Consider the following 14,847-nt stretch of genomic DNA (forward strand, 5'->3'; position numbering starts at 1 on the left):
CCCATATAGGACTTTTATATTTCATTGTCCTATATGAGGGTAGCATATCATTTTCGGGGATTTGAGCGATAATAGAAGTGACAAAACAAACTATTTTTTCGCAAACCCAACAAGGAAGGAGGTTTTTACCAAGAAAACAAGAAAGAAAACTACTCGCAAAGAAACCCGTAAACGCCTGAAAGAGTTGAAACTTGCAGTTACTCTCTCCAAAGTCATTAACCACTTTTTTCCGGGATTGTTACCTGCATTAGCCAGAGTAAACGATCCAAGAAATGCGAGCTATATTACGTATTCAGGAAAAGTAATCCTGATGACACGAATCCTTTCATCTGTATTTTATATCAGCAGCATGAGAAAATCAAGTGAAGAATTTAATTCCGACAAAGTAATTCAAAATATCGGTTACTTATGTAATGAGGAATTGGAAGAACTGCCATACTGGGAAACGATCAACAATTATCTGAAGAGAATAAATCCTGATGAGTTGCAAAACATAATCATTGAACTTGTGAAACGATTGATCCGAAGTCGAGCGTTTGAAGAGGGACGAATTCGTAACCGATATTGGCAGATCGTAATGGATGGGACAGGTTTGTGCTCAAGCCGGAAAGAGCTGGATGGAAAAAGTCTGTATAAGGTGTATAATAAGGGAACTGAAGAAAAATATACGGAATATTTGTACTACGTTCTCGAGGCAAAGCTGATATTGAGAGAGAACGTAGTAGTAAGTATAATGACGGAGTTTGTTGATAATGAAGGAAAGGAATTAGAGAAACAGGATTGTGAGTTGACGGCGGCGAAGCGATTGATGAAAAGGCTAAAAGAAGAGTTTCCAATGCTGCCGATTTGTATCAGTGCAGACAGCCTGTATGCAAGTGAAACAATTCTGAAAGAATGTAAAGAGAAGGGTTGGAAGTATCTGCTGCGCTTTAAGGAAGCGTTCCATCAATATATGAAGAGTATGAAAGCCTGAAAAAGTATAAAGAGAATGAGGGAAGTGAAGTCCGAAATGGAAAAAAGATCAGTTGGAATCATGAGACAGAGATTGATTATAGAGGATATTCAGTAAACTTTGTGGAATATCGGGAGGAGGAAGAAGCCCCGAAAGAAAAAGAGGAAAAGGGAAAGGCAGCAGAGAAAAAGTTTTATTTTATAACTGATTTGCCAATAAAAAAAGGTCAGGCAGTAGAAGTAGCCGAATACGGAAGGAGAAGGTGGAAAATAGAAAATGAAGGATTTAACACCCAGAAAAGGCAGGGATATAACTTAGAACATCGCTACAGTCACAACTATCAGGCAACGAAGAACCACTATTATCTGATACAAATCGGCCATATGATTGCGCAGATAATAGAGGGATGGAAAAAGATCTGGGAAGGGATTCAACAAAGCAGAGAGCAAAAGCATCGAAGAATGTTGGAGAACTTCAAGGTGGTTGATCTAAAAGAGTATAAAGAAGAAATACAAGAGCAATGTCAAATCCGGTTTGAGTAGTCTGGTTGGTTGAAGGAGGGTGAGAAAGAAGAAGAGGAAGAAGTCGATTTTTAAGGAGAGGAGGAGAATAATGTAAAGCGTGGCTAAGAATAATCTGCAAAATACTTAATGATTGTTTTATAATATAAAGTTAAGAAAAAATAAAAATAAAAAGTTATTGACAAAACTTATAATTTAAAGTACAATAAATTTAACAAAAAACAGGAAGTAAAACAGAAAGGAAGGTAAATTCCTATGGGAGGATAAGTAAGCAAAGTTTGAGAAAATACGATCAATAAGAAGATTAGGAATAAGCTTTTATTAATCTTAGGTGTGAATGCGCCAAAGAATATTGAACGTCCGTGCAGCAAGATGATGTATGAATTAAAATTTTCAACATCGTCTAACAAATAACAAAGAAATTTTCTAAGGAGGAAATCTATTATGAAGATGAAGGGGATTGCTTTTGGAATTGCAATGTCGGCTTTAATGTCTGTTACAGCTTTGGCTGGTACAACGGATAGTGGAAGTGCTGGAGGATGCACCTTTACTGGAGTGATCAGTTATAATAATAATTATAATGGATGGTCAAAAGTAAGAACTTATGGTTCTAGCGGAGCAGCATATGTGTATGTAAAAAATACTACTGTTTTTGTGAAGCAGGGAGGACAGAATTCTACTACTAAATCGCAGACTTCTGATTCGACGGTAACAAAAGATGTATCAGTATCATTTAATGCACCTAATGCGAGTTATTATCCATTAACAATTGATGGAGTACATTTGGGAGCGGCGAATGGATCAAGTTGGAACGGAAGCACAAGATATGTAGGTGCAGTTAAGTAAATAATATAATAACATTGACAGACAGGGAATAGAAAATATGGAAACTGTTATGGTAAATTGACAGGCTATATTTTCTATTTCCTTAGTTAGGAGGAAAAAATATGAAATTTTTGCATAAGCTTAATTATGTATTCTTGATTTTATGTTTATCCTGTACTGCATATGCCAATGAAGTAAAAGAAGAAAAAGAAATAGTGGATACGGAGTATCAGTTTACTCATGAGTATATGGCAAAGGGCGAAAATGGATACTATCTTTGTATCGGTTCCTTCCTTTTTTACTGGGAAGAGGGAATGGATGAAGCAACTCCGTTATGCTCAAAAATTGATTGCATGCACCAGTATGAGGAAGATCGGGAAAAGGCAAGAGAGTGCGAAGCGTATGTAGGCTATACTTCAATGAATCTGTTGGATTATTATGATGGAAAACTGTATACATTTGGCGTAGACTGGGAACATGGACGAAGCATCATTCAGTATGTTATGGATGCAGATGGAACAAATCGTGAAAAAAATGATGAATATAAATATTATGATTATGTATCAGGCTGGAGTCCACGTTACCATAAAGGGTATCTGTACTATGCTACCGTAGAAGCAGAGCCGCTTGGAGAAGGCTATGTGAATAAAGTTTCAAAATTATGGCGAAAAATCGCAGATGGAAGTGAAGAAGCTGAGGAACTATTTGAGACGGACTACAAAGCAGAATCAAAGGTAGCGTTCGACAGTGGATTTGTCATGCCTTTTTACTTATATAAGGATTATGCATACTTTGCGACGATGCGTGAGGATGGATGTTATCAGCGTTATGTCTATGATCTAAAAGAGAAAAAAGCAACGGCGCTTCCTTATCGGTATGAGGACGCTGTAAATATGATGGTCCGTGGATTCTATGAGGATAAGATGATTTATTCCTATGCTTTTGAACATGATGACAGAGAGGAAGGCAAAAATGTGTTTATCAGCAACCTGGATGGAAGTGAGGAAGAACTTTTATTTACTGCGAAACCTTCGTTTTTCTTTGCAGGTATGGATGACAAATATGTCTATTTGGATGATGGTCAATGTGAGGCGATAATAAACGGAGAGAAGCATACGCGCACCATATATATTTATGACAAAAATACAGGAGAACTGATGTGGGAGTATGATATGATCAATCCGACGATATTAGCCTGGGGACTGGGCGATGAAAATTACCTGTTTTATCTGGCAACAGGCGATACGGTGTATGCACTTGATAAGAAATCACTGATTCCAGGACAGGAACCAGTAACAAAGCTCATTGTAGAAGCTCCAAATGATATTTTTTAATCATGGATTTGAGCACGTAACGGAATGAAATGGATGGAAATGAACGGAAAAGAACGGAAAGTGAGGCAAGAATGCTGTGGAATGAAATAAAAAAGTTTTGGCAGTACCGTTCGCTGATTGTGATTTTGATACTGGCACTCTTGCTGAATCTTGGAGTGTTCGTGTATAGTCAGCGTGGAAACCGTTTGCTGCGGTCAGAATGGGGACATGTTGTTGAACTGACACAGGCATTTTCCGATGTGGAAGAGGCACAGGCCTATGTAGCAGAAAAACAGGATCAACTCATTCAGGCTACGATGGCGCCGCAGACGGATACAGCGGATTTTGAGGAATTGGAGAAGGAATGGAATCGGCAGGGTACCATCTTGTATTGGTTTCGGGACCGTTTACAATATGTCAGTTCATATGAAAAGTTTCTGAATCAGATGGAAGCACAGGCAGCAAAGAGTAGTCAAATCTCCATTTTTAAGCAGGACCCATTTACGGTAAATCGTGCGCAGAAAACGTGGGAAGCATTTGAAAAATTGAAAGGTACCCAATTGGAGCTGCTTGTATCAGAAGGATTTTCGGGCTTGTTTGACTATCAGGCGGCAGATTATATTGTGGTTGTGAGCTTGTTACTTCTTTCAACATCAATCCTGTTAAGCGATGGTGATCAGAGAAAAATGATTCGCTCTTGCAAATGCGGAAGATATCGTTTGTCAGCAGTGAAGCTTGTGAGTGCATTGTTTTATGGCACCTGCTATACGATCATTACCTATGTGAGCTTAATTCTTCTGGCGTTTTATTTGTATGGAACGGATGGTTGGTCGGCTCCGGTTCAATCAATTGAGGCATTCCGAAATTGTTCCCTTTCGCTTACCTGTGGGCAATTCTTAGTATTGGCGTATATTGGAAAGTTCATAGCTGCTTTGTTTGTCATTTTATTTTTTTCAGCAGTAACAACCGTGGCAGGAAGTATGACAGGCGGGTATGTCTTTTCGATTCTGCTTTATATGATAAGTGTATGGCGTTATCAGAAGCTGCCCGTACTTGCCTCTACCGTGTGGCTCAAGAAGGTGAATCTGGCGGCAGTGTTTGATTGTTCGGCGTGGTTTGGTCATTATGAAGTGTTGGCGCTTGGAGAGAAAGCAATACCGCTGGCTCCAATCATAATCATTTATTGGGTTGTGGGAAGCATTGGCTGTTGGTTTCTTGCATGGATTGCAGGCGCAAAGAATCAGGGCAAACGACAACTCAGAAAGTTACGAGTTGCCGGTGTTGACAGACTGTGGAATCGTTTTGTGGAGCATGTCTTAGTCGGGCATACAAGTGTATTTTTTCATACCTGCTATCAGTTTGCAGTAACGTTTCGTGGTGTACTGTTATATATTGCAGCAGTGATTTGTACATTTGTATGTTTACAAAATCTTGAGGCACCGATTCAGGATGAGCAAACAGTAACCTATCAGAGCTATCTGATGACAGTAGGAGGAAGCTGGAGTGAAGAGACCGATCAATTTGTTCAAGAGGAAGGGGAACGATTATCGGACATGAAAGAGGTGCCATGGTCAAAACGAGAGGCATTTCGCCAGATAACAGACCAGAATGAACGTGCCAGATCGCTGTATGAGCGGGGAAATGCAGTGGAAACGGTTGGCATTGTGGATGAAAATATGGTTGAATCCGTATTTCACAATTCAAACGAAAAGGTAATTTATGCAGTGATCTGTCTGCTGTTTCAGTGCATTGGTATTTCCTTTATTGTGTCTGGTGATGCGCCTATGCGTGTGGTATTAAGAACTTGCAAAAAAGGACGAGGCGTGCTGTATCGCAGAAAATGTCTGCTTTCGCTGGGGTATTCTCTAATCTTATATCTGACTGTCTTTTTGTGTTATCTGACGCGTAAATGGGTATTGTGGAATCCGAGTGCATTGCAGCTGCTTATACAAAATGCAAGCATTTATGAATGGGCTTCCATAAAGATCTCATTTGCACAGGCAATGATGATAGATGTCTGCTATATTGCAGTAGGAATGATTACTGTGACAGCTGTATTGCTTTTTTTGTTTACTCGAATTTCAAAAAAAGGGCTAGGCTTTGGTGTGGGCTTTTCTGTAACGGTATTGCCGATGGCAGTGGCTTTGTTTCAGCCGGAGATTAGCCGAGTGACCTTTGATCATTGCTTTTTGTATGTGCAGGAGTTAAGTTCTGCTTCGATATCTGGTGAATCTGCTTACGTAGTTGCTTGTCTTGGAATAGCAATGGTATCGTTTGTTTGCGCAGAGCGTGTATTTTGCACAGGGCACGTAGTTGGACAGAATAGGAAAGAAGCGAAGATAAGAAATGATAAGAAAGAATGAGAGAGGATAAGAGAAGATGGAAAGTGAGCTGACGATTTCGCAGGTAACAAAAATCTATGGAAATGACAAGCGTGCGCTCAATGAAGTTTCGCTTGTCTTAACGCCGGGTGTGTATGGACTTGTTGGCCCAAATGGAGCAGGAAAAAGTACGTTAATGAACATTTTGACTCAGAATTTGAGACAAACATCTGGAACGGTGAGCTATTGTGGGGAAGAGATCTGGAAGTCTGGCGCAGCGTATCGTGCCGTATTGGGCTACATGCCACAGCAGCAGGTACTAGCGGAAGCATTTACAGGCGTGCAGTTTTTATGGTATATGGCAGCACTCAAGGGGATGAAACGGTCCGATGCGAAAAAAAGGACAACAGAACTTTTGACACTTGTAAATCTGGATGATGTGAAGAATAAAAAGATTCGGGAGTACTCTGGTGGTATGAAGCAGCGTCTTTTGCTGGCGCAGGCGCTTTTAAATAATCCGCGTGTTTTAATATTGGATGAGCCGACAGCAGGATTAGACCCGAGGGAACGCATTCGATTTCGCAATCTGATTGCGGAGCAGGCATTTGATAAGATTGTGCTGTTAGCGACGCACGTGATTAGCGATATCGAGTACATTGCAAAGGAGATTATTGTGCTGGATAGCGGAACAATCCGAATTGCCGATTCACCGGAAGCGATTATGGAATCCATTGCATCGCTCGTACATGAAATCTGTGTGCCAGAGGAAATGGTTGAGCAGGTGAGAAAGCAATATCGTGTTTGTAGTATTCGGAAAGAGCACACCGGCATCTGGATGCGAATTTTGGCAGAATATGCACCAGAGTGTTACCGGGAGCGAGAAACAGGTGTGAGTCTGGATGATGCGTATCTGTACTATTTTGGTCAGAATGCGTAATGCATGAATAAAAATGTGTATTCTATTTTCAGTGTTCAAATTGATGATAAGGGACGGATAATACCCTAGGGGTCATATCTACCCAAACTGTGTGATAATTAATGTATGGAATGACAAGTCTACAGTGTAACATAAATGCAGCTTGACAAATAATTGACAAATAAAGAAAAATAAGCTACTATATTTAATATAAAACAAGAACTGCATCTAGTGTGGTTGCAACAACAAAGTGTGTTCCAGCAAATAGTTCATACATTTATGCGAAAGCAACTGCTTATATGTATCCGAATGGAGTACAGAAAACAAGTACGAATAATGTGGCAAATTACACAGGAGAGATGGAAGTATCCACAGTTGCGTCTGGAAGCAATATTCATCATGGAAGAGGTATTCATTCAGTAAATAGCTGGACTGTAGAAACCACGGCAACAAAGTAAATTAAACGAAATAAATCAAATAAAATAAATGTCGGGACAATTTTTATTGTCACGATTATTTAGTAAGGGAGAATCTCTATGAAAAAGAATATCAAAAAAATGATGAAAAGAATGGTAATTCTGTCTTTTCTGACCACAGTAGTAGCCCCACCCCTTTATGGATTTGCTGAAGAAAAAACAACAGAGCGTACGATAGAGGAAAGTAATTATACACTTGTTGTAGAAAATTATAATGATGATTTTTCAGTAGAATTAAAAAAGAATAGCAGCTTTGATTTGGAAAAAGACTGGAACTGGTCTTATCAAACTGCCCATACGGTTTCTGCATTTGCTAGGGGACCGAAGGGATATTATGTTAGATTGGGCGATTTTGTGTATTACTGTGATTTTGAAACACAGACATTAATTGCACTGTGTAATCGTCCAGATTGTCTTCATAATAAGGAAACAGACAGCAAAAAGAGAAGTGAATGTACGGCATATGTAGCATATGGTAGTGTAAACGATGGCTTGCAATATTATGATGGTAAGCTATATGCAAATGCATCATCCGTTTATTTTGACAAGGATATTAATGCAGATTATCGTGAAAAGGAATATCTGTTGGAACTTGCACCAGATGGAAGTAGTCGCGAGCAAGTAGATTATCACATAGAAAATGCATATAGTTTTGCGTTTCATCACGGCAGTTTATATTATATATCAAGAGAAACTGATCCAGAAACATTGATTGGAACTGAAACTGTTAAACGTCTTGAGTTAGGAGAAAACGATCCAGAGACAATTGTAACACTTCAGAGTATGGATGCAGTACTTCGTATATATCCATATGGAGAATTTGTGTATATTCAGACAAAACTTGCAGATACAGAAGATTCTAGCTTGATTATTTATGATACAAAGACAAAAGAAGCACAGGAGAGAGAAATAAACTGGCAGAGTATGTTTCTACCGACTGAGGATGGCGAATTTTTTGAGTGTACCTTAAAAAATGATGGTTTATGTGTAGAGTATGTAAATGCGATGCTTCAATCAACAGCGGAAGGCAAGATGTTGACACTGGATTCTCTTAAAAACTTTGGCTTTGATGCCAATATAACAGGTAATTTATATAGTTGGATTTCTGTAGATGATGCGTACTTGTATGTATATGGAATGACTGAGATTGATCCGATTGTTGCAGCTTTTAATAAGGAGAGTGGAGAACTGGAAGCTGCAGTTAGCTTACCGGGAATGCCACTTTTCCAGTGCATCGGTGTGGATGAGAAATATTTATTTTATCAGTGCTCTGAGTTGGATGGGGGAGCAAATAGTGTATATTGGGTGAAAAAGTCGGATTTTTTTGAGAATGGAGCAACATTTAACTGTATGGAGCCGTAATAATACAGGTGTGTTTACCCAAACGGATGCAGATGGGAGAGCGAAAAGATGGAACTGGAAATAAAAGATGTAATACATACTTATCCGAATAAGAAAACTGCATTGAATCGAATTTCGCTGACGCTTACGCCGGGAATTTACGGACTGCTTGGCCCGAACGGAGCCGGAAAATCCACGTTGATGAAAATCATTACCGGAAATATGCAGCCGTCAGGTGGCAAGGTACTGTTTAATGGAAGCGATATCAAGGAATTAGGCAGAGAATATCGTGATCGCTTGGGCTATATGCCACAGCAGCAGGGGCTGTATAATCAGTTTACCGGGCGGCGCTTTTTGTGGTACATGGCAACGCTAAAGGGGTTATCGCATCGGGAAGCAAAACACAAGATTAACGATCTGTTGGAACAGATGAATTTGACAGAAGTAGCAGATCGAAAGATCAGCGGATATTCTGGCGGTATGAAACAGCGTCTGCTAATTGCACAGGCTGTTATGAATAGTCCGGATATTTTGGTGTTAGATGAGCCGACAGCGGGTCTCGACCCGAAAGAGCGAATCAACATTCGTAATTTTGTCAGTGAACTGTCAAGAGAATGCGTTGTAATTTTTGCAACGCATGTCGTTTCCGATGTTGAGTGTATTGCAAAGGAGATGATTCTGATCAAACGCGGCGAAATTGTCCGTCAAGATGAGATCCCAAAACTGATTGCAGAAATGGATGGACTAGTTTGGGAGTTTGTGGCACAGGAAAATGAAGTGATGTCAATACAAAAAGAATATCTGGTAAGCAATTTGTCAGTGGGCAAAGAAGGCATTATCGTTCGGGCAGTTGGAACCGACGAAGAAATCAAAAGAGAAAAGCATGCAGTAAGGGCAGGCATGGAAGAAGTATATTTGTATCACATGACATCAGAAGCAAAAAGAGAAAAAGACAAATAATGTGTCATGGGGGAAGTTACGTATGAAGCAGGTATGGTATGAATGGAAAAAACTGATATCGGATAAAAGCGTGCTGTTGGTAGTAGTATTGAGTATGTGTATTGTGATTGGATATCAGTGGAAAAATGCCGATAGTCACTCTTGGCAGCAGAATGCATCCTATCAGGAATATTATGAGGCTGCACTTACAACAGTAGAGGAAATGGATGCAGAGACAGCCAGACAATGGCTACAGGAAGAAAGTGCATGGCAAAGTTTTCTGCTCTCAGCAGCATATGGAGATTCCGATATGGCATTTGAGCTGTTACAGATGAATACACCAGAGGTTGATTGGAATAAACGCCTTAAGGAAAACGCGAACGAAAAGGCAGATATACAGCAGACACAGCAGAAGTATCAGGCATTTACTGAACTATTGGAACGCGTCAATTATGTAATATCCTATGAGGAGTTTTTGGAGAGCGTAAAAACACAGGCACAGTCCATGTCAAGGCTATCATTGTTTTCGGATGTGGATTCTTTTTCTCAGAAAAACATACAGAAAACCGCAGAAGCGTATGAAAAGATGAGTTCAGTACAGCCGGGGTTAACTTATTCTGATGCGGCAGATGCATGGTCAGACAGCGCATTGGCAGATGTTATTGTGCCTGGATTGCTGTTGTTTCTAGGCTGGGCAATTTTTCGGAAAGAAAAAGAGGCGGGGCTGTATCAACTGCTTGGAAGCACAAAAAGAGGTCATCTGGAGATGGCATTGGCAAAGACCATTGTTTATTTTTTCTTTGCAGTGTTGCTTGCCATTTTGTTATATGGAAGTCAGATTGTACTTGCCATTTTGATGTATGGAATGGGAGATATGACGTTGGCGCTCATTTCCATTCCAAGCTTTCGCAATTGCCCATATCCCATAAGCATACAGCAATATTTGATTCTTTATTTAGCCGTTAAGGTGTTAGCTGCATTGTTTTATGCATCCGTTATCATGGCAATGCTTACAAGAAGATGGCGATTTGGCATTGCAGCGAGCGCATGTGTGGTAGTTATTTGTCTGGAATATCTTGCCTACAAGCAGATTAACAGTGTATCCAAATGGAATTCGTTAAAATATTTGAATCTGGCAGCTGTGATTGATGCGAAGGCATGGTTTTGTGAGTATCATAATCTCAACATTTTATCACAGCCATTTTCTGTGGTAACAGGAAAGCTGCTGCTTGTGCTTTGTGGTATCATTCTACTGCCAGTGGTGTCCTGCATTAGTTTCAGCAAAGAGACGAGAGAATCAGGAAAGCTGCCTCGTTGTTTTCAATTAGTGGCAAATAGCATGGCAAAGCTTTGTGCACAGCATAGGGGATTATTTTGGCATGAAGGCTATAAACTATACAAATTGGGCGCAATGGCAGTTATAATTGTCTTACTTTTATTTTTCAGTACTCGCCTGTTGCCGGATATTGAGTCACACAAAGGAAATACAGATCAACAAGTATATCAATATTATATCGAGAAGTTAAGCGGAGCGTACACGCAGGAGAGCAGAGATTACCTGCAACAGGAACTGCAACTCTTAAATATGGAAGATGAAGAAGCCGTTCAAAAGAGACAGCAGTACGAACAGGGAGAACTCTCAGAGGACGAATATGAAAAATGGCAGATGTATCGCCAGCTTTTGAGCGATACCAGAAAAAAAGGCTTCCAGCGTGTAATGGAGCAGGCTGCGGTGATTGAAAAGCATCTTTCGCTGGGAGAAGAGGCTGGATTCGTAGATGTTGACCAGTTAGCCTATTTGTTTCAGGATAATAAGAAACAGGCAATTTTTGCAATGATTTTTGCTGCTGTTTTTCTTCTGGGTGCGACTGCGTTATTTGGCATTGAACGACAAGCCGAAAGTAGCCTCCTTTTGCAGAGTACAAAGCTTGGAAAACGCCCGGTTGCCATGTGTAAGCTGATGCAGATGGTAGTGCTGGCATCTGTGATCATTGCAATTTTGTATGTACCGTATGATTCTGTATTATTGAAAAATATCGAGCGCATTCCAATGGAACTATCCTTAAATACCGTTATCGGTTATGAAAAGTTTGAACTTTCGATTTCAATTCGTCATGCCTTTTTAATAAAAACTATATTGCAGTATTTTACGGTTATCAGTGTTTGCATCGTCGTTTCGCTGCTTGCCTATCGTTTAAATCCTGCATCGGCAGCAATTCTTTGTTTTTTGTTCTTTCTGATGCCATGCTTTTTATATTGGCTGGGGATTGATCTGTCAACATGGACATGGCTGGGGCTGTTTCTTCCAGAGCTTATTTTTGCAAATGGAGGAACAGCGCGTTATTATATGGAAGCGGTGATTGTCTTGCTTATAGATATGAAAATCGTCTTTTATTTCTGGGATGCGGAGATTCGGACAGGCAGATGATAGGATTTTGTATTTGGACGTAAATAAGAAAAGAAAGTAATATCAAACGCATAACAGGTCGGTTGATTCCGGTCTGTTATGCGTTTGAGATGAAAACGAAATATTGGCAATATATTGGTTAATTTTGCGGAACGTCCTCTAAACTGTTATAAATAGGAACGTAATCATACCCCATGAGAGAATCAACAGTCTCGATATATTCTCCATAAAGATAAAGGTCATATGTCCCATCGCCATTTGAGATTCCATAAGAATTTTCATTAGTTAAGGTAAAAATCTCATTATTTTTTGCTTCAGATGGGGTGGAAACGCCTCGTAAAGTGAAATAATAAGAAAAAAGATAAATGCTGACACTAATGACAACCACAAAAACAGAAAGAAAATGCTGGCGCTTCTGTGAGTGCGTTAAAAGCTGAAATCGCTTTTCCAACATACTCTCCTGAAGATTGTTCATGGAAAGTGAAGAATTCAGCTTTGGGAATAGTTGTTGCTGTGCAGACTGCTTTTTCACTTTCAATAAACAATTGAGGTAAGCGATTGTTTCATCTGCGGATGAAGAAAAACTATGATCAATACTCATTTCCAATAACGTGTCAATTTGCTTTTTAATATATTTGTTGAGCGGGTTCCACCAATATACGATTGAAAATAGTTCGACCCCAAAATGGTACAGCAGATGATGATAATAGAAATGGCCTACCTCGTGTCGAAAAATGAAAATAAGTTCTTGGTCAGTATATTGATTTTGGGCTGGCAACAAAATCGTTGGTTTGCGTATAGAAAAAATCATAGGGCTAGAGAGTTCATCAATTTCATAAATATCAAAACTTCGGTTTAAATGATAATACTGACAAGCACAAGTTAAAAGCTTGGAATACCGATCATTATTAGAGACGTTCACCCCTAAGCTATGAATTAAAAAATGATCTCTTTTATAAGTTTTAATATATACAAACCAATTATGATACCCAACATCCAAACAAGGATTCCAATATCAAATAATGAAAACGTAATAGTTGAAAGAAGCATATGTTTTCTTCTAAAAATAACAACAATATGAGTAGCCATTTTATTTAAGTGTAAGTTACTGCCAAAAGAAAATTCAAACGGAAAAAGCAATCGTAAAACGGAAAGCACACAAACGACAGTCAGAGTATGGTAACCAATCGTAAGAATTCGTTTTGAACGAACGAACAAAAAACAGGCAATTAGAAAAAGTAAAAAAGATGCCAGAAGGGTGGTAATGAAAGACTCAAACTCCAATCTCATTGAAAAATCCTCCCAATGTACAAGTCAATATTTGTATTTTATCGCAAAGTTGGCTATCTGTCAAAAGTAATACAGAAGGAAGGCAAAGCTACTGAAAAATCACTGTGCTACCGAATAGAATTAAACAAACAACGCAAAGTTATTGACAAAACATACAGGCAATATTATACTTTGAATAAGAGAAATTTGCAAATAATCTGGGAACAAAAAGTATTTTTTAAGGTAATCATCATTGCAGCGATACCGGCAGTGATAAAACTAGTGGTTAATTGAGAATCAAAAAAAGGAGAGTTTATGGAAAAAACAAAATTTAAGAGAAGAATGTTTGCCGTCGCAGCAATAGTGGGAATGGGCATGACAATGACACAGATTGCATTTGGAAAAGAAAGTTTTAATGCAGAAAATGGAGGGCTTAACTATGTGCTTCCAGCTGATAATGGATATTATTTCTTATGTGGTGGTCATTTATATTTTTGGAATGGTGATGTTACAAAACAGGCTGTGCCATTGTGTAGTCGTCCTAATTGCAGTCATACAACAGAGGATTGCGTTGCGATGATTCGAGATGCATCTCGAAAAATGTACGAAGTAGAAGATGGATTCTATGTGCTTTCTACATGGCCAAGAGAAGATTCAAGGACCGGGGAAAAGATGATGCCAATATGGAGAGTGGAAAAGGATGGGTCAGGTAAGGAGATTATAGCAGAAATTCCAGAGGCAGGTTCGGTAAACTATACGATATTTCAAGACAAGATTTACTATACCATGGAAGATGCACAGGAAGATGGAAATTATCAGTTTTCGATATGGCAGATGTCATTAGACGGAAAGGATAACAAACAGATTTGGCAAAGTGATTTGTATAGTGGATATATAGATACGTTGCAGGGAATCGGAGATTGGTTATATGTAAGTGAGAATGGATGTGAAGAAATTATTGACTGGACAAATGAGGACAGCATTGACTTTGAGAAATTGCCTATGCGAACAAATTTATATTTGTATCAGCCACAAGCAGAGGAATGGATAACGAATCCTGATGAGTATAAGAAGGAAGATGTTTTATTAAGCATTCAGAATATTTATCAGGATGAAATTTATTTGACTTACTATGATTCAAAGGCGGAGATTCGTAAAGTATGGGAAAAAGGCTTTGATCTGGAGGATGAAGCTCAATTTGTAGGAGAGTTCCCTAGAAAGGTATATAAATGGGATGATTTGTATGGATATACATGGCCAGATCGTAATAATGAGAATGAAAATTGGTTTGAAATTTATGATCACAATGGAACGTTTGTGCAGAAAATTGATTTGTATCCGTATGATGATGTGGATATCGTAAGTGCAGATGAAAAGTATGCTTTTGTATACTGGGAGCAGGTACAAGATAATGTTTCACAGGACGTAATAGGTGTGATTGAACGCGATAAAATTGCAACACAGGAAGCTACGCTAATTCAGTTGACTAAGGGAATGAATGGAAATTCTTTTGAACGCTGATTGGTAGGTGTTTGATTATGGATTACAAGGGCAGAGAGGTGATGGA

Annotated in this window: 13 protein-coding genes; 11 read left to right on the plus strand and 2 right to left on the minus strand. The window is 39.1% G+C overall.

From position 1 onward, the window contains the following. Positions 1–310: 310 nt before the first annotated feature. The 10 genes from WJP93_RS09950 to WJP93_RS09995 all read left to right on the plus strand — a co-directional run bounded on the left by WJP93_RS09950 (position 311) and on the right by WJP93_RS09995 (position 12,032). A complete protein-coding gene (locus WJP93_RS09950; protein ID WP_337548046.1) occupies positions 311–973 on the plus strand; it encodes a hypothetical protein in 663 nt (220 codons plus the stop codon). 101 nt (positions 974–1,074) lie between these two features. Then, a complete protein-coding gene (locus WJP93_RS09955; RefSeq protein WP_337548048.1) occupies positions 1,075–1,494 on the plus strand; it encodes a hypothetical protein in 420 nt (139 codons plus the stop codon). A 423-nt stretch (positions 1,495–1,917) separates the two neighbouring features. After that, complete coding sequence (locus WJP93_RS09960; protein WP_337548050.1) at positions 1,918–2,319, plus strand: hypothetical protein; 402 nt, start codon at positions 1,918–1,920, stop codon at positions 2,317–2,319. Between the two features lie 101 nt (positions 2,320–2,420). After that, positions 2,421–3,632, plus strand: a complete 1,212-nt coding sequence (locus WJP93_RS09965) for a hypothetical protein (RefSeq protein ID WP_337548052.1) — start codon at positions 2,421–2,423, stop codon at positions 3,630–3,632. Between the two features lie 71 nt (positions 3,633–3,703). Next, positions 3,704–5,974: a hypothetical protein gene (locus WJP93_RS09970; RefSeq protein WP_337548054.1), complete on the plus strand. Its 2,271-nt coding sequence runs from the start codon at positions 3,704–3,706 to the stop codon at positions 5,972–5,974. 16 nt (positions 5,975–5,990) lie between these two features. Then, positions 5,991–6,869, plus strand: a complete 879-nt coding sequence (locus WJP93_RS09975) for an ATP-binding cassette domain-containing protein (protein ID WP_337548056.1) — start codon at positions 5,991–5,993, stop codon at positions 6,867–6,869. 278 nt (positions 6,870–7,147) lie between these two features. Continuing rightward, positions 7,148–7,306, plus strand: coding sequence for a hypothetical protein (locus WJP93_RS09980; protein WP_337548057.1), 159 nt, complete (start codon positions 7,148–7,150; stop codon positions 7,304–7,306). A 78-nt stretch (positions 7,307–7,384) separates the two neighbouring features. After that, complete coding sequence (locus WJP93_RS09985) at positions 7,385–8,686, plus strand: hypothetical protein (RefSeq protein WP_337548059.1); 1,302 nt, start codon at positions 7,385–7,387, stop codon at positions 8,684–8,686. Positions 8,687–8,734: 48 nt separating this feature from the next. Continuing rightward, positions 8,735–9,625, plus strand: a complete 891-nt coding sequence (locus WJP93_RS09990) for an ABC transporter ATP-binding protein (protein ID WP_337548060.1) — start codon at positions 8,735–8,737, stop codon at positions 9,623–9,625. A gap of 22 nt (positions 9,626–9,647) precedes the next feature. Further along, positions 9,648–12,032, plus strand: coding sequence for a hypothetical protein (locus tag WJP93_RS09995; protein WP_337548062.1), 2,385 nt, complete (start codon positions 9,648–9,650; stop codon positions 12,030–12,032). 118 nt (positions 12,033–12,150) lie between these two features. On the opposite strand, the gene WJP93_RS10000 is transcribed toward WJP93_RS09995, so the two are convergent. Continuing rightward, positions 12,151–12,933 carry a M56 family metallopeptidase gene (locus tag WJP93_RS10000; protein WP_337548083.1) on the minus strand — a complete coding sequence of 261 codons (783 nt, stop codon included), beginning with the start codon at positions 12,931–12,933 and terminating at the stop codon, positions 12,151–12,153. Positions 12,934–12,947: 14 nt separating this feature from the next. Next, entirely contained in the window at positions 12,948–13,301 is a 354-nt protein-coding gene (locus tag WJP93_RS10005) for a hypothetical protein (RefSeq protein WP_337548063.1), read from the minus strand. 294 nt (positions 13,302–13,595) lie between these two features. On the opposite strand from WJP93_RS10005, the gene WJP93_RS10010 reads away from it, so the two are divergent. Next, positions 13,596–14,801 (plus strand): hypothetical protein, encoded by a 1,206-nt coding sequence (locus WJP93_RS10010; RefSeq protein WP_337548066.1) that lies wholly within the window; start codon positions 13,596–13,598, stop codon positions 14,799–14,801. Positions 14,802–14,847 lie beyond the last annotated feature (46 nt).

This window comes from Anthropogastromicrobium sp. (assembly GCF_037349415.1).
Classification (GTDB): Bacteria; Bacillota; Clostridia; order Lachnospirales; family Lachnospiraceae; genus Anthropogastromicrobium; species Anthropogastromicrobium aceti.